This window comes from Pantoea sp. XY16, from assembly GCF_025153065.1.
GTDB lineage: Bacteria > Pseudomonadota > Gammaproteobacteria > Enterobacterales > Enterobacteriaceae > Pantoea > Pantoea alfalfae.
Genome location: NZ_JANZNP010000001.1, coordinates 69,548 through 85,945, shown reverse-complemented (window position 1 = coordinate 85,945; position 16,398 = coordinate 69,548). Strand labels below are relative to the sequence as shown.

The 16,398-nt window shown below is 56.9% G+C and carries 16 protein-coding genes; 5 read left to right on the top strand and 11 right to left on the bottom strand.

Annotation, left to right across the window (positions count from 1 at the left end):
• Positions 1-39: 39 nt before the first annotated feature.
• Positions 40-951, top strand: a complete 912-nt coding sequence (rdgC, locus tag N1689_RS00445; RefSeq protein ID WP_150013087.1) for a recombination-associated protein RdgC — start codon at positions 40-42, stop codon at positions 949-951.
• Positions 952-1,011: 60 nt separating this feature from the next.
• On the opposite strand, the gene ppnP is transcribed toward rdgC, so the two are convergent.
• From ppnP to aroL, 3 genes are all read right to left on the bottom strand, one after another.
• A complete protein-coding gene (gene ppnP, locus N1689_RS00440) occupies positions 1,012-1,308 on the bottom strand; it encodes a pyrimidine/purine nucleoside phosphorylase (protein WP_003850060.1) in 297 nt (98 codons plus the stop codon).
• Between the two features lie 247 nt (positions 1,309-1,555).
• The gene (locus tag N1689_RS00435) at positions 1,556-1,747 is read right to left on the bottom strand and encodes a YaiA family protein (RefSeq protein WP_161735308.1); all 192 of its coding nucleotides are present in this window, start codon (positions 1,745-1,747) and stop codon (positions 1,556-1,558) included.
• A 111-nt stretch (positions 1,748-1,858) separates the two neighbouring features.
• Positions 1,859-2,383 (bottom strand): shikimate kinase AroL, encoded by a 525-nt coding sequence (aroL, locus tag N1689_RS00430; RefSeq protein WP_161735310.1) that lies wholly within the window; start codon positions 2,381-2,383, stop codon positions 1,859-1,861.
• A gap of 316 nt (positions 2,384-2,699) precedes the next feature.
• Between aroL and N1689_RS00425 the strand changes: the two genes are divergently transcribed.
• Entirely contained in the window at positions 2,700-3,434 is a 735-nt protein-coding gene (locus tag N1689_RS00425; protein WP_260057599.1) for a DUF2076 domain-containing protein, read from the top strand.
• Here N1689_RS00425 and N1689_RS00420 read toward each other — a convergent pair.
• A complete protein-coding gene (locus tag N1689_RS00420) occupies positions 3,431-3,886 on the bottom strand; it encodes a YaiI/YqxD family protein (RefSeq protein ID WP_003850071.1) in 456 nt (151 codons plus the stop codon). The genes N1689_RS00425 and N1689_RS00420 overlap by 4 nt on opposite strands.
• Positions 3,887-4,054: 168 nt before the next feature.
• Here N1689_RS00420 and proC point away from each other — a divergent pair, with 168 nt between their 5' ends.
• Complete coding sequence (proC, locus tag N1689_RS00415; RefSeq protein ID WP_222924449.1) at positions 4,055-4,867, top strand: pyrroline-5-carboxylate reductase; 813 nt, start codon at positions 4,055-4,057, stop codon at positions 4,865-4,867.
• 53 nt (positions 4,868-4,920) lie between these two features.
• Here the strand turns inward: proC and N1689_RS00410 are convergent, their stop codons facing one another.
• The 3 genes from N1689_RS00410 to N1689_RS00400 form a co-directional block, all read right to left on the bottom strand.
• Positions 4,921-6,447, bottom strand: a complete 1,527-nt coding sequence (locus N1689_RS00410) for an FAD-dependent oxidoreductase (RefSeq protein WP_260057595.1) — start codon at positions 6,445-6,447, stop codon at positions 4,921-4,923.
• Between the two features lie 218 nt (positions 6,448-6,665).
• A complete protein-coding gene (locus tag N1689_RS00405; RefSeq protein ID WP_161735318.1) occupies positions 6,666-6,968 on the bottom strand; it encodes a PsiF family protein in 303 nt (100 codons plus the stop codon).
• 201 nt (positions 6,969-7,169) lie between these two features.
• A complete protein-coding gene (locus N1689_RS00400) occupies positions 7,170-7,316 on the bottom strand; it encodes a hypothetical protein (protein WP_253421186.1) in 147 nt (48 codons plus the stop codon).
• Positions 7,317-7,569: 253 nt separating this feature from the next.
• Between N1689_RS00400 and N1689_RS00395 the strand changes: the two genes are divergently transcribed.
• Positions 7,570-10,707 (top strand): beta-galactosidase, encoded by a 3,138-nt coding sequence (locus tag N1689_RS00395; RefSeq protein ID WP_260057594.1) that lies wholly within the window; start codon positions 7,570-7,572, stop codon positions 10,705-10,707.
• Here N1689_RS00395 and N1689_RS00390 read toward each other — a convergent pair.
• Positions 10,589-11,863 (bottom strand): multidrug efflux MFS transporter, encoded by a 1,275-nt coding sequence (locus tag N1689_RS00390; protein WP_161736662.1) that lies wholly within the window; start codon positions 11,861-11,863, stop codon positions 10,589-10,591. The genes N1689_RS00395 and N1689_RS00390 overlap by 119 nt on opposite strands.
• 434 nt (positions 11,864-12,297) lie before the next feature.
• Between N1689_RS00390 and N1689_RS00385 the strand changes: the two genes are divergently transcribed.
• Positions 12,298-12,549: a biofilm development regulator YmgB/AriR family protein gene (locus tag N1689_RS00385; RefSeq protein WP_161736663.1), complete on the top strand. Its 252-nt coding sequence runs from the start codon at positions 12,298-12,300 to the stop codon at positions 12,547-12,549.
• Between the two features lie 9 nt (positions 12,550-12,558).
• Here N1689_RS00385 and N1689_RS00380 read toward each other — a convergent pair whose 3' ends face one another.
• The 3 genes from N1689_RS00380 to N1689_RS00370 form a co-directional block, all read right to left on the bottom strand.
• Positions 12,559-12,876 carry a hypothetical protein gene (locus N1689_RS00380; protein ID WP_161736664.1) on the bottom strand — a complete coding sequence of 106 codons (318 nt, stop codon included), beginning with the start codon at positions 12,874-12,876 and terminating at the stop codon, positions 12,559-12,561.
• 155 nt (positions 12,877-13,031) lie between these two features.
• Positions 13,032-13,328 (bottom strand): I78 family peptidase inhibitor, encoded by a 297-nt coding sequence (locus N1689_RS00375; RefSeq protein ID WP_013356930.1) that lies wholly within the window; start codon positions 13,326-13,328, stop codon positions 13,032-13,034.
• Positions 13,329-13,603: 275 nt separating this feature from the next.
• Positions 13,604-16,207, bottom strand: coding sequence for an EAL domain-containing protein (locus N1689_RS00370; protein WP_161736665.1), 2,604 nt, complete (start codon positions 16,205-16,207; stop codon positions 13,604-13,606).
• Positions 16,208-16,398: the final 191 nt, after the last annotated feature.

Genomic DNA, 16,398 nt, shown 5'->3' with positions numbered 1-16,398 from the left:
AGACTTGTGCGCCCGATCGCGCCACGGTAAGGAATCCCGATGTTGTGGTTTAAAAATATGATGGTTTATCGTCTGAATCGTGACATTCCGTTGTCCGCAGATGAGATGGAAAAACAGCTCGACGCCTTCACGTTTTCACCGTGTGGCAGTCAGGATATGAGCAAGACCGGCTGGGTCCCGCCGATGGGTAACCGCAGCGACGCGCTGACCCATGAGAACAAAGGCCAGATTGTGATTTGCGCCCGCAAAGAGGAGAAAATCCTGCCGTCGCCGGTCGTGAAACAGGCGCTGGAAGCGAAAATCGACAAGCTGGAATCTGAGCAGAGCCGCAAGCTCAAAAAGACCGAAAAAGATTCGCTGAAAGATGAAGTGCTGCACAGCCTGCTGCCGCGCGCCTTCAGCCGTTTCAGCCAGACTTATCTGTGGATCGACACGGTCAACAATCTGATTATGGTGGACTGTGCCAGCGCAAAAAAAGCGGAAGATACCCTGGCGCTGCTGCGCAAAAGCCTGGGTTCACTGCCGGTGGTGCCGCTGACGCTGGAAAACCCGATTGAGCTGACCCTGACCGAGTGGGTTCGTTCGGGCGATCTGCCTGCCGGTTTTGCGCTGATGGATGAAGCGGAGCTGAAAGCGCTGCTGGAAGATGGTGGCGTCATTCGCTGCAAGAAACAGGATCTGGTATGCGATGAGATCGCCAACCACATCGAAGCGGGCAAGCTGGTGACCAAACTGGCACTCGACTGGCAGGAGCGCATTCAGTTCGTGCTGGCGGATGACGGTTCGGTGAAACGTCTGAAGTTCAGCGACACGCTGCGCGACCAGAACGACGATATCGACCGCGAAGATTTTGCTCAGCGCTTTGATGCTGACTTTATTCTGATGACCAGCGAACTGGCCGCACTGACCAGCAATCTGGTGGAAGCCTTAGGTGGCGAAGCCCAGCGTTAATCAGAATCACCCGGACAGACATGGTTTGCCCAAAAAAAGGGCCGCTTAGCGGCCCTTTTTTTAATCTTTGTCTTTCAGGTAGCGGCAGAGATAGGAACTTGGCTCGCCGACCTGCAGATGAAATTCACTGTGACCCGGCACGTTAAACACCGAACCCGCTTCAAACCATTTCCACTCAGTCTCACCCGGCAGCAACACCTTAAGCGAGCCGCTGACGACGGTCATCTCTTCCGGCTGGCCGGTTCCAAATGTGTATTCACCTTCAGACATCACGCCCACGCTGGCACGACCGGTGCTCGCACTGTCAAAACCGATAGATTTAACTTTTCCGTCAAAATACTCACTTACGTTGAGCATAATAGTTCTCCAGAGCACATGTTGTGTGTCTGGAAGTGTAGAAGGGAACCCGCTGATCTGTCACGCGAAATGATGGTCGTTTGTGATCTCTTCCGATGGGAGAGCGCGTTAAGCAGGTGGTCCGGGCAGCGCTGTTTTGATTCGGCTATGGGGATTTGGGGAGTCAAACATAGAGGGAAAAGATCAGGCAACTTACGGGCAGATTAAAGCTGAGCAGCAGGCTGGCGTCCCTGCCAGCCGTGACGTGTTACTCTTTTTCGACGTCTTCGTAGCGCGCTTTAGCATCATGCGCTTCTTCTTCCGTCTCGTGCTCGCTGATTAATGAATTCGGTTTGGGATGATCAGCACGCAATTCGTAAGAAGTGACTTTATTACCTTCAGTGCCCTTTTCAACGGGCACAACTTTCGCTTCACGTGGGTACGGTGGTCTGGTCGGCATACTGTGTCCCTCTTGTCTGAATAACATTCCACAGGACAGGCCGCTGCCTGTCATAGAGTAAGTATAGACAATGCCATCCGAAGCGGGATCAAAGCGGGAAAAATCGGAGGGTTAGCTGGCGCGCGCCAGGGAAAGTGACAGCAGAATCTCTTCCACCACGCACGCCGGCGATTGCATGGCGTTGACCTGATGATGGGCCGCCGCCTGGTAGAGATGCGCACGTTCACGCAGCACATCACTCATCTCATCGGCAATCGGACGTCCGGTCAGCGTTGGACGCTGAGCCGCTTCAGGTTCGCTTTCCAGTCGTTCTGCCAGCACTTCGGGCGACGCGCTGAGCCAGATCACCCGGCCCTGCTCCTGCATGAAGCGGCAGTTCTCTTCAGCCAGAATCATACCACCACCGGTAGCAATCACGGTCCCGGGTGCTGTTACCGCTTTAAGCGATTCCGTTTCACGGGCGCGAAAACCTTCCCAGCCTTCTGCCGCAACAATCTCGGCCACGCTGCGCTGCGTGCTGAGTTGCAGATAGTGATCGGTATCTCTAAAGGCGTAGCCCAGCGCCTGCGACAACGCTTCGCCGACCGTGGTTTTGCCGCAACCGCGAGCGCCAATCAAAAAGATGGGTAGTGACATCAGGGCCATTCCTCCGCCTGACCGCGCGATGCGGCTGCATGGTGAGCTTAATAATGCGACGCATGATAACTGGAAATTATTATGGCCTCCACCTGTCAGGCATGATTTACGCATTTTCGTTACCTGAACAGCGATAACATTCGTATTTTCAACAGGAAAAGCATGCACGTTTTGTGCATCAGGGCGCTAACAGGACGATAAAACAACGCGTAAAGTAGCGTCCGGAATGCGCTGGCAATATTTGCTTACCGCCGCGATTTTACTTTTCTCACTGGCGCCCACATATACTGATAAACATTGCCACAGGAGAGTCATCATGCAACGCGAAGAACAACAACTGATCGAAGGGCTGTTCAGCCGTCTGAAACAGGCTGAAAGCCAGACCGTGGCACGCGATGCCGCAGCCGAACAACTGATTAATCAGCATCTTCAGGCGCAGCCGGGCGCGCCTTACTACATGGCGCAGGCGATCCTGATTCAGGAAGCGGCACTGAAAAAACTTAATGAGAAAGTGTCAGCGCTGGAAAGCCAGGTTGCACAGTTGCAACAGCAACAGCAACAGCAGCAGCAACCCGCACAGAGCAGCGGCGGCTTTCTGTCGGGACTGTTTGGCAGCGGTTCGCGCCAGCAGCAGCCCGTTCAGCAGCAGCAACAATCGTCGCCGTGGAACAGTGCACCGCAGCAACCGGCACAGCAGCAATATGCTCCTGCCCAGGCACCCGCGCCACGCGGCACCGGTTTCCTTGGCGGCGCACTGCAAACAGCGGTGGGCGTGGCTGGGGGGGTCGTGATGGCCGACATGCTGACCAGCATGTTCCACCATTCACAGCCGGAAGAGATTGTGAACATCATCAATGAGCCGCCATTGCCGGAGGTGAATGATAATCTCAACACCTTCAACGGTGGCGATGACAACGCCGATGCCTTTAACGGCGGTAATGATAACGCCTTCCTGGACCAGAACTCGGGCTGGGACAGTAATTATGCTGACAACAGCGATCTGAACGATTTTGGCGGCGGCGATTTCGACGACGAAGATAGCTTCGTTTAAGTAGAGCGTTTCTGCTGAGTGAGCCAGCTGTCCAGCTCATTGGCAAACTGCTGGCGGTCACGCGGACTCATCGTCGCGGGGCCGCCGGTCTGCACGCCGCTTGACCGCAGAGTATCCATAAAATCCCGCATCGTCAGGCGTTCACGTATCGTGGCCGGTGAGTAGCGCTCGCCGCGCGGATTCAACGCTGCCGCCCCTTTCTCAATCACCTCAGCCGCCAGCGGAATATCGGCGGTGATCACCAGATCGCCGGGCTGACAACGTCTGACAATCTCATTGTCCGCCACATCAAATCCGGCTGGCACCTGCAGGGTGCGCAGATAAGGCGATGGCGGCACACGCAGAAACTGGTTTGCCACAAAAGTGACCGTGGTGGCGGTGCGATCCGCCGCACGGTAGAGCACCTCTTTGATCACATTCGGACAGGCATCGGCATCGACCCAGATAAACATCATGATTCCTTACAGTCAGAGAAGCCTGAGATCTTGCCGGGTTCTCCCTGAATGGCAAATTTTATTTGCGGCACGCTTTCCAGCCCACACCCGGCTGACTTGTTATTCGGGCTGGCTGAAGTAAGCTAGCCCACTGAGAAAACCGAATAATGTCCTAAGGAGATGGCGATGCTGGCAAAAAAAATCGGGTTTATCGGCGGGGGAAACATGGCGAAAGCCATTATCGGCGGACTGGTCAATAGCGGCAAAATCGCCCCGTCTGATATCTTCGTTTACGATCGCAAAGCAGAGACCAACCAGGCGATGGCAGAGCAGTATGGCATCAACGCGGCTGAGAGCACGGATGCGCTGGCACGTGAAGTGGACATCCTGTTCGGCGCGGTAAAACCCAATGTGATCCTGAAAGTATTAAAAGAGCTGGCCGGCAGCCTGAAAAAAGAGGCGCTGGTGGTGTCGATTGCGGCGGGCGTGACGCTGGATTCGCTTTCATCGGTGCTGGGCTACGATCGTAAAATCGTCCGGGCGATGCCGAATACGCCTTCGCTGGTCAGCGAAGGCATGACCTCGGTCACGCCCAACGTGCTGGTTGAGCAGGCGGAGATCAACGAGGTCGTTGCGATTTTTGAGAGCTTCGGCAAAGCGGCCGTGGTGGATGAATATCTGATTCACTCCGTGGTCGGCGTCAGCGGTTCTGCGCCGGCCTACGTCTTTATGTTTATCGAAGCGATGGCGGATGCGGCCGTACTGGGCGGCATGCCGCGCGCCCAGGCCTATCAGTTTGCTGCACAGGCGGTAAAAGGAGCGGCGGAGATGGTGCTGACCAGCGGTAAACATCCGGCTGAACTTAAAGATATGGTCTGCTCACCTGGCGGCACCACCATTGAAGCCGTGAAGGTGCTGGAAGAGAAAGGGATGCGGTCGGCAGTGATTGAAGCAATGCAGCAGTGCATGGCGAAGTCCGAAAAACTGAGCCGCAGCTAAGCGTTCAGGCATTGCGCAGGGCGGACCAGCTCGCGGCCCGCCCTGCGCGCAGCTTAACTGATGTGCGCCTGACAGAGCGCTACCGCGTCGGCAAGCGTCATCGGTTGCTGCATCCGCTCCACCAGCTCAGCGGTCAGCGTGTACATACCGCATGAGCAGATCGCGGCCAGTTGCCCCTGCTGACCATAAAACGCCATAAACTTTTTGTCCTCCAGCGAGCCGATCAGCTCGAAATTATCCCATTCTGCTGCGTGGCCAACATACTCATAACGGGTGCCATACTGCGTCGTCCAGAAAAACGGCACACGATCAAAGGTGACGTTCTGATCCAGCATATTCCATGCGGCAGTCTGTCCCTGCTGATGCGCGACGCGATAGTGCTCAATGCGCAGCGGCCCCTGTGCCGACGGATACGTGGCGATATCACCCGCCACCCAGATATTGTCAGCGACCCGTAAATGCTCGTCTGCCTGCAGACTGCCATCCTCTGCCAGCGGCAGATCGTGGATAAAGTCGGTAGCCGGTTTAACGCCGGTAGCAAACAGCACAACATTCGCGTCCAGCTGCCGTCCGCCCTTAAGCTGCACGCCACTCACCTGCTGGTCGCCCTGCAGTGATGCGATCTCACCCTGCACCCACTTCACGCCATTTTGCTCATGCAACTGGTAGAAATAGCGGCCAATCTGATCGCCAAACCGTTTTGCAAAGGGCAGCGCCTGACGGGCAATCACTGTAACGTCGATGTCACGGTTACGCAGTGCCGACGCCAGCTCGGTGCCGATAAAACTGTTACCGATAATCACGATTTTATGGGTCGCATCCACCGCCTGAAGCAGCTCATCGGTCTGCGCTTTGCTGCGCAGCAGATAGACCCCGTCAAGATCGCTGCCCGGCAAATCGGGACGGACAGGCTTCGCGCCGCTGGCGATCAGCAGTTTGTCGAAGGCAAGCGTTTCGCCATCGTCGAAGATCAGCCGTTGCTGCTGCGCATCGAGGCGGCTCACGGTTGCCTGCACTCGTTCAACGTGATCCATCACATCCGCTTTCAGCAGCTGTGGCACCTCGCTGATGTCCATTTTGCCCGACGGCACAAATTTGGTCAGCGCGGTGCGGTCGTAAGGTGCGTCCGCCTCCCGCTCAACCAGAATCAGGCGGCCTTTGAAGCCGTCATGACGCAGACGCCACAGCGCTGCGCTGCCCGCCGCGCCACCACCCAGCACCACATAGACCGGCGCGGTTGCCCCGCTGCCAATGGGGGCAGCGGGTGACATCGCTTTAGGATTCACCAGCACCCGCCCCTGTTCGATGCGCAGCGGATACTGTTTGAGATCGGCTAGCGCCAGCGGTTCACACATTTTGCCGTCGGCAAGATCAAACGCGGCTTTGTGCCACGGGCAGACCAGCCGGTCGCCGCAGATGGCGCCCTGCTCCAGCGGCGCGCCCGCGTGTGGACATTTCGCCTGATACGCGCGTACGTTGTCCCCGTCGCGAATCAGTAAGACCTCTACCTCACCCAGCGTTTTTTTAACCGGCTGTCGCTGAGGCAGATCGTTCAGGTCGGTGGTAAATTGATAGTTCACGGCATGGCTCCTTTCGCTGTTTCTGGACTGATGCTGCGCGGTAAAACGAGGCCTGCGCAAATCCTCACAAACAGTAAGTGTGGCAAAGGAACCAGGAAGCCTGACGCCGAATGTTTGTCAGAAGGTTAACCTGCTGTTGTGAAAGATAATTTAATCGTCTTCAGGCGGGCAAGGAATCGGCAGGGAGAAGCGGCCACCTGCGTGGCCGTGAGGGATGATTAGCTTTTTTTCAGGCACTGGCTCATAAAGGTTTTACGCGCGTCGCCTGCCAGCTTTTTATCGCCAGCTTCGCCGTTACAGCTTTTCATTTTCATCTGCTGCGGCGTCATGTGCGACAGTTTGCTGTCCTTTTTCAGGCATTCACTCATAAAGGTTTTACGTGCTTCCCCTTTGAGATCCTGAGATTTGGCGTGCTGGTTACACATCGTCATTTTCTCCTGCTGCGGCGTTTTTTCCGCCGCACCCGCCATACCACTGACCAGCAGGCCCGCCATCATCATCGCCATTAAACTGACTTTCATCTTGTTATCTCCACAATGGATTGTCCCCTGTTATTCTGGCAGCGAATAAGCAAAGCGGAAAATGTTTCAGGTCAAAGTGACGTGAAGATCCCATTCCCGTCTGGGACTAACGGCGTTACTGGCGGGGATGCCGCAACAGCTTTTCGATGTAACTGCGCAGCAGGCGCACATCGTCATTTGCCAGCATTCATCAGGCAGGGCTTAACGGGGATCGACAAATCCGCGGCCCGGCCCGCCGCCATGTCCGCCCCAGCCACCCCCACCGCCGCCACCAGGAGGCGGGAAAAGACATCCACTTAATGCAGTCACTAATGCCACAACGGCAGCCAGCTTAACGATTCGTACCATATTTACCTCAGGGTGATGAAATCGGGCTGAGTGTATGAAGGCACCCGCATGGCGACAAGTGAGATTCCTCCGCTTCCGGCTGCTATTCATCTTTGCTGACCAGACTTAACGTTTTACAGTCAGTAAGCCGCCACATTCTCAACAGTGCGGCCCGCTTTCGGGGCAAACTATTTGTGCAAATCGGGATGGCGAACGCTTTACAGCCTGAACAATATTCCGCATTGTGAGCGCATCACATTTACAGGATATAACCATGACTCTCTCACAGGCTGCTTTCAGTGACATCCTCTCGCGGCGCGACTGGGAAAACCCGGTCATAACCTCGCTGCATCGGCTGGATGCGCACCCGCCTTTTGCCAGCTGGCGGGATGAAGCGGCAGCGCGAGATGACACGCCCTCCGCGTCACTAAAGAGCCTGAATGGGGAGTGGGGTTTCAGTTACTTTGTACAGCCTGAGGCGGTCCCGGCCAGCTGGTTACTGCAGGATCTGCCGGATGCCAGCACGATTCCGGTCCCGGCAAACTGGCAGATGCACGGTTTTGATGCGCCCATTTACACTAACGTGCAGTATCCGATTCCGGTTAATCCTCCGCTTGTGCCCAAAGAGAACCCGACCGGATGTTACTCGCTCACATTCAGCACGGACGCTGCCTGGCTCACTTCCGGGCAGACACGCATCATCTTTGACGGTGTCAATTCAGCCTTTCATCTGTGGTGCAACGGAAGCTGGATTGGCTACTCTCAGGACAGCCGCCTGCCCGCCGAATTCGACCTGACGCCTTATCTGCGACCAGGCAAAAACCGGCTGGCGGTGATGGTGCTGCGCTGGAGCGACGGCAGCTATCTGGAAGACCAGGATATGTGGCGGATGAGCGGCATTTTCCGCGATGTCACGTTACTGCATAAGCCGCAGGTGCATCTGGCCGACGTGCAGCTGGAAACCCGGCTCAGCCCGGAGTTTACCCGTGCCGCGCTGCGCGCCCAGGTCCGCGTCGCCCTGCCGCCAGAGGTCACCACGCACTATCAGCTGCGCCTGACGCTGTGGCAGGGTGAACAGCCGGTTGCGCAGTGTCAACAGCCGCTGGGTAGCGCCATTATTGACGAGCGGGGCCACTATCCTGAACGCGCCCTGCTCAGTCTGCCGGTGGAACGGCCTGTACTGTGGAGCGCCGAAATGCCCCATCTCTATCGCGCCACGCTGGCGCTGCTGGATGGGGATCAGCAGCTGGTCGAGGTGGAAGCCTATGATGTCGGCTTCCGTCAGGTCACCATCGACAACGGCTTGCTCTGTCTCAACGGCAAACCGCTGCTAATCCGTGGCACCAACCGCCACGAACACCATCCGGAGCGCGGTCAGGTGGTGGATGAGGCGACGATGCGCCGCGACATTGAGCTCATGAAGCAGCACAATTTCAATGCGGTGCGCTGTTCGCACTATCCCAATCATCCGCTCTGGTATCGGCTGTGCGACCAGTATGGGCTTTATGTAGTGGATGAAGCGAATATCGAAACTCACGGCATGCAACCAATGAACCGGCTCTCCGACGATCCCCGCTGGTTCGCTGCCTATAGCGAACGCGTGACGCGTATGGTGCAGCGCGATCGTAATCACTGCAGCATTATTATCTGGTCGCTGGGTAATGAGTCTGGACATGGCACCACGCATGATGCGCTCTACCGCTGGGTGAAAAGCAGCGATCCTACCCGTCCGGTACAGTATGAAGGCGGCGGTGCGGACACCGCCGCGACCGATATCATCTGCCCTATGTATGCCAGGGTCGATGAAGATCAGCCGTTCCCGGCGGTGCCGAAGTGGTCGCTGAAAAAGTGGATCGGTCTGCCGGGCGAAACCCGTCCGCTGATCCTGTGTGAGTACGCGCATGCGATGGGCAACAGCTTTGGCGGTTTCGCGAAATACTGGGAGGCATTCCGTCAGTTTCCGCGTCTGCAGGGCGGCTTCGTCTGGGACTGGGTTGATCAGAGCCTGACCCGTTATGACGATCAGGGCCAGCCCTGGCAGGCCTACGGCGGCGATTTTGGCGATAAGCCCAACGATCGCCAGTTCTGTATGAACGGGCTGGTGTTTGCCGATCGCACGCCGCATCCGGCGCTGTATGAGGCGCAGCGCGCCCAGCAGTTCTGGCAGTTTACGCCCGATCCCGGCGACCCGCTGAGCTTGACGGTCAGCAGCGACTACTTATTCCGTCACAGTGACAATGAAGTGCTGCGCTGGCGCATTGAGCAGGAGGGCCAGGTGGTGACGGAAGGTGAAGTCTCACTGGATATCGGCCCGCAGGGTCAGCAGCGGATCACGCTGCCGTCACCGCCCGCGTTACAGGGCGAATGCTGGCTTAACGTTGCGGTTCATCAGATTCACCCGACCCGCTGGAGTGCTGCGGACTGGTGTGTCGCCTGGCATCAGTGGGCGCTGCCTTCGCTGCTGGTGCTGCCCCCGCTGCCGGAAACAGCTGAAGTACCTGTCCTCTATGATGACGCCAGTGAGATTGTCGTCACTCACCAGCAACAGCGCTGGCATTTTTCACGCCACAGCGGTGAACTGACGCAGTGGTTTGTGAATGAGGCACCGACGCTGCTCTCCCCGCTTCAGGACTGCTTTATTCGCGCGCCGCTGGACAACGATATCGGCACCAGCGAAGCAGAGCGGGTGGATCCCAATGCGTGGGTTGAGCGCTGGAAAGCGGCAGGTTATGACCAGATGAGCAGCCAGCTGGTGTCGATAGCCGCGAATGCGTTGCCGCAGGCGATACAGATTGAGACGCTGCATAGCTGGATCGCTAATGACCAGCTCGCCTTTATCAGCCGTAAGCGTTATCTGATCAATGCGCAGGGTGAGTTGCAGTTACAGCTTTCCGTTGTGCAGTCTCGCGGTTTACCACCGCCTGCACGCATCGGATTGCGCTGCGCGCTGGCGCAAATCCCGCAGCAGGTAAGCTGGCTCGGCCTGGGACCGCATGAAAACTATCCCGATCGCCAGCTGGCCGCGCAGTTCTCACGCTGGCAACTGCCGCTGGATCAGCTTTCAACGCCCTACGTTTTCCCCAGCGAGAATGGTCTGCGTGGCGGCACCCGCCAGCTCGACAGCGGCAGCTGGCAGGTCAGCGGCGATTTTGCTTTCTCGCTGAGCCGCTTCAGTCTGGAGCAGTTGCGTGAAGCCTCCCACCGCCACCTTCTGCGTCCGGAAGCGGGCTGCTGGCTGCACCTGGATGCCTTCCATATGGGCGTCGGCGGCGATGACTCCTGGAGCCCCAGCGTCAGTCCTGAGTTTTTGCTGACTCAGCAGCGCTGGCAGGCTGAGCTGACGATTTGTCAGCCGACGCGGGCAGCACAGTCTTCGGACGCCGGTAAAAGCGTTTCAGGAACAGGACATTAATCAGCACTACAACGGCGGTGGCACAAAAGACCCAGCGGAAACCTGCCACCGCCGATACCGCTGCGCCCAGTAATGGGCCAGCAACATTGCCAAGATACATAAACGACTGGTTATAACCGAAGATCCGGCCGGTGATAGTGTCGCGCGAATGACGCACCAGCAGCGTCTGTACCGCAGGCATCATCGCGCCATCGGCGAAGCCCAGCAGAAAACGTAAGATGCCCAGCTGCGTGGCACTGGTGACAAAAGACATGGCGATAAACAGCAGCAGCGAGATAACCATCGTTGCGAGCAGAATACGCTGCGTGCCGATGCGATCGCCGAGTCGCCCCAGACGAGGCGCGGCCAGCAGTGCAGAGACGCCAGGCAGCGCGGCAATGACCCCGCTAAGAAAAGCGATATTCTCAGCGGTGGGTGCCAGTTCCCGCACAAAGAGCGTCAGGATAGGGTTCACCGATCCGTTGCACATCTGGATGACCATGGTGGTGAAAAACAGGCAGAGCATCAGCTTTGGGTTGTCCAGCGAACGAAAAACCTCGCGTCCGCTGAGTTTCTCTTTTTTACTCACCGGGGTGTAACCGGTCTCTTTAATCAGGAACAGCGTCACCATAAAGCTGACCATCAGCAGCGCCGCGGTGACGATAAATACCGTGCGCAAACCGACCCAGTCAGCCAGCAGCCCACCCAGCATCGGCCCCAGAATCACACCGCCAATCTGCCCGGTGGAGACACAGCTCAGCGCCCAGCCGCTACGTTCACGCGGCACCTGAGCCGCCACCAGCGCCATCGCGTTGGGGATATAGCCAGAGGTCAGCCCCATCAGGGCGCGCAGCAGCAGTAACTGCCAGGCTTCGGTGACAAAAGCCTGTAGCAGGATCACCACGCCCATACCAAACGCCGCGCGCAACAGCATCAGTTTACGCCCTTTGCGATCGGCCAGACTGCCCCACAGCGGGGCGACCGCCGCCGAAACCACGAAGGTGATACTGAAGGTGAGCCCCGACCAGAGACTCAGGGACTCGCCTCCGGTGACGCCAAGCTGCTCAAGGTAGAGCGGCAGAAACGGGATAATCTGGCTGATGGCCAGGCCAGTAAAAAAACAGCCAAACCAGACTGAGATCAGGTTTATCTTCCAGGGTTCAATAGTGCGTGGCATGGGCAGATGATTCAAAGAGAGGGAGTGCTTAGTTTAACGCGACGATTCTTAACGTGACCGACATAACATGGCACAAACGGCAAAAGACAGGATTCCTCTTGATTCAGCGCAATTACCCGCGAAAATTTTCTCTGACCAGCGGTTTACAGCGTGAATCCCGTGGCCGATGGCCTGCCCTGGCACCCTCTTCCTCAACCATGCCTCATCAATATGGAAAAATATGTCATTCTGTTACTGACAACGATTCACGCCGCTTCTATGTTTAAAAAATCGCCAGTCGTGGCGATGTGACGATCATTCTGCCTGGCGCGACGTCCTCCGCTAAAAAACGGTCCAGACCATCCGGCTACGCTGAGGCAGTTCAGCTTATGACGTGCATAGATGCCCTTACACCTGCGTAAGGGTCGGGGTAGCGTTTCAGCGGAGGTAGGGAAATGAGAGTGCAAACAAGCAGTGCCAGCCGCGCTATCAGTGACTATTTCAACAGCCCGAACTGGCGAATACCGCCAGAGTCCGATCTGCTGGCGGTTATTCTGCGTGAAATTATGGAGGCGGGAGAACCCGCGACCAGTAAGGCACTGATTGCGCGGGTGATCGACAAACTGGAAGTCGAAGGCGATGAGGCGCAGCTGCAGCGGTATCGCACCCTGCTGGCACAGCTCATCGACACGCATCCGGAGGTATAAAGCGTCGGTTTACTTCACCCAGCGCAGTTTATCCGCTTCGCTGACGCTGGCCCGTCCGCTGCTGAGCTGAAACAGGCAGAGCTCGCGTCCACGCCTGTTTTTCATATGCTGCTGGGGATAGCGCCCCTCCAGCAACAGTGCGCTGTAACCTGTGTTGTCGTCATACTCAATCGGCTCGCCCAGCACCTTTACTTTACTCAGATGGCTGGCATTAATACACGCCTGTGTCATGATCTGGCGGCTCTTCTGCCAGGCCTCTTCACTGGACGCCTGTGCCAGTGTGCTGCTGAGTAACAACGTGGGCAGCAGTGCCCCTATGCATTTCATCTTCTCCGCTCCTGTTCCGGCCCGAAGGCGCTAAAAAAATTCCCGCCGGGGCGGGAATAAACAAGACGAGCACTATTTATTGTGTGACGAGGAAGTTTCTTAAACGCGCTGCTATCCTCGCCTGCCGTTATGACAAGCCTATGACAGACCGGCCGTCAGCCACAATAAACTGAGCTGATATTGCCATTTTTGTCGGCCAGGAAGTTAAGCCGGTTAAGGTTGAAATCCATGGTGACCGCAGAATTATAGGGGATTGGACGCACCTGCTGTTCAAAGTGTTGACCCTGAAGCACGGTTAACGGTTTGCCGACATAGTTCTGAAACTGAGAGGCACCGCAGCGGTCGGCTTCAGGATCCTGCGGCACACTGGCGGTGTCAGGTTTACTGGCAGACTGACAGGCGGTTAATGCAAACAGACCCACTACCAGCAGCCCTTTTCCATAAAATTTCACGTTTGTTCTCCTGTTGGACGTGTAAAACCTGCCCCAAGAGTAGCAAAGCGTGCCTGCTGACCAGAAGCCGGAAAAGGTAAAGTTGTTACAGTGAGCGCGGATCCGGGTGTCCCACAGACTCTCTTTTTAAGATTAATCGCACTCACTGCCTAAAAAAACCACAGTGAGCCGCTACACTATCTTAAGACTATTCTTACCCCTGTGGAGGTCATGATGGAACTGATTATTTTTGTTGTCTGCGCAATGCTGATGACCGCCGTGGCGGTCAAAGTCCGTTAAACCGGCTCAGCCTGATTCTGCGTTGTTCTTTCCAGAAGCGTACTGAATGCAGCCAGCGGCATCGGCCGACCGAGGAAGTAGCCTTGCCCCTCTTCGCACGAGAGCTGTTTTAGCTGGTTCAGCTGCGCTTCTGTCTCAATTCCCTCCGCCGTGATCGTCAGGGCGAAGGCGCGTGCCAGCGCAATAATGCCCGCCACCACCGATTGCGCCTGCTGCGACTCCGGGAAATCTTTCATCCAGGAGCGATCAATCTTCAGACCGTTAAACGGGAAGGTCTTCAGATAGCCCAGCGCGGCATAGCCGGTGCCAAAATCGTCGACGGTTAACCTTACCCCCAGCGACCGTAAGCCCTGCATTACCTCCAGCGCATGCTGTGGATGTTCAAAGGTGACATTCTCCGTGATCTCCAGCTCCAGCCTTGTCGCTGGCAGACCACTTTTCGCCAGCGCATCTGCCACCCGTTGCACCAGATCGCTGGTGCGAAACTCCATCGGCGAAATATTGACTGACACATAGCGATCGCCACCCCAGCCCAGCGCATCCTGGCAGGCACGCATCAGAACCCAGTCGCTGATAGTGGCGATCAGACCGCTCTCTTCCGCCAGCGGAATAAAGTGGTCTGGCGTAATCCACTGATCCGGGGCAATCTGCCAGCGAATCAGCGCTTCAGCGCCGGCCAGCTGACCGGTCAGCAGCTGATAACGGGGCTGATAGTGCAGACGGAATTCATTATTAGTCAGTGCTTTCTCAATGCGCCGCGCCATTTCACGCTTATCTTCGCGCTGGCTCGCCATTTCATTGGCGTACCAGACCCACTGATTACGTCCCGCATCGCGTGCTTCATTCAGTGCGATATCTGCCATCTGCAACAGCGCTTCCGGATGGCTGGCATCCTGTGGCGCACAGGCAATGCCCATGCTGATGGTGAGATAGTGGACATGCTGACCGGTGCTGACTGGCTGCTGAACCTCGTGCACCAGCTGAGCACAACGCTGATCGATCCGCTCACGGTTCGTTTCCCGCAACACCAGTACAAATTCATCACCGCTCAGCCGCGCCACCAGCTCCTGCGGGCCGATACAGTGCTTCAGACGCTGCGCTATCTGGCTCAGTACCTCATCGCCCGCCGCATGACCCCAGGTTTCATTAATTGGCCGGAACTGATCGAGATCGAGGGTAATCAGCGTCAGCGGCGCAGCGCCATCAGGCAGCGCAAGGTGCAGCGTCAGAAACTCCAGCAGCTGCACGCGGTTCGACAGACCGGTTAAAACGTCGTGACGCGACAGAAACTGAATGCGTGCCTCTGCTTCCATGCCCTGGGTGATGTCCGATACCGTGCCGCGAAATCCGATACGTCGCGCATCATGCCAGATGGTTTTCGCCACCAGTTGACCGATGCGGCGGTGACCCTGTGCGGACATAAACTGACAGCGCAGCGGCATCTGTTGCTCTTCCGCCTCCTGCCGCAGCAGCCAGGCGACCAGTGAATGGCTGGGATGGGTCAGCAAGTGATCGATGTGACGTCCCAGCCAGTGTGTGATGTCGTGGCCGGTAAGGGTATGAAAGCGCGCGGACAGATAGATCAGGCGACCCTCTTCATCCGTTTCCCAGATCCAGTCTGACGCCGCCTCAGCGAGATCGCGAAACCGCGCTTCACTGTTGGCAAGCTCCTGCTGACTGATTGCCAGCATGGCAAAGCGGCGGTCAGAGAGAATCGCATTGGAGAGCGCATGGCGGCTGACGCGATGAGTAATGATGCCGATGATGATCGCCGTCAGCAGCAGCAGTGGCAGCAGCAACCCGATCAGGCCCATGCCCGGCATTTTTGACGTCCAGCGCAGCACAATCGGCTCGCCGCCTGGCAACGGTAGTACCATTCGCGGTTCATGCAGGGCATCCTCTTCACTGGCGGGCAGACGCAGTTCGCGTATATCCAGCGTCGCGCCCAGCGCCTGTAATTTGGCGGGTGTAAACAGATTCACGAACACCATGATTGATGCAGGCCCGGCCATGGGCGGCACGTTCGGCAGTTTACCGCTGCTGATAGGTGCGGCCACCACAATCGCGGGCAGATGGTTGATCAGCGCATTGCGGGTCATCGCTTTATTATTGAGCTGACGCGCTGCCGCAATTAGCGTCCGTGTCTCATGACCCAGCCAGGCTTCCAGTGGCGTATCCGCCATCTGCCCATTAATCACGCTGTAGGTGGTGTGACCTTTGCTGTCGACCACGAACACGCCTTCATAGTGATACTCTTCGTAAAGACCCGGTCCGAAGTTCTCTTCGTCAAACGCCCAGACTTTGTTCACCCTGACATGGAGATTGCGCCAGGCTTCTCCCCAGAAGGCATAATCCCGGATATCGGTGACCATCGCCTCCTGACGATTTTGCCACGTCTGCTGCATCAGCATGCGGTCATGCTCAACCGATGCGCTGTTCTGACGCTGTGCAATCATCAGTACCATCAGCATCGAGAGCACCAGCACACCAGACAGCAGCAGCGAAAGCGTACGCAGGCTGCGCCGCGTAAAGCGGACAGTGCGATCTTCAGCGGCATGTCTGAATGGTGGCGACGGCGGCGCCGGAGGGTTAAAAGTCATTAAGAGTGCTCACTACACAGCCAGGGATTAAGATCACAGGCCTGCAATACAACATGCGTTGCTGGCCAGATTAGTTTCATCAGTTATCGGCCCGGGCGCTCCGGTGTTTAGTCTGCGGCTAACATTTTGCGCTTAAATAATGTGTAACAGGCTCACTCGACAGCGATCGGGTGCATTGCTACTATGCGCTT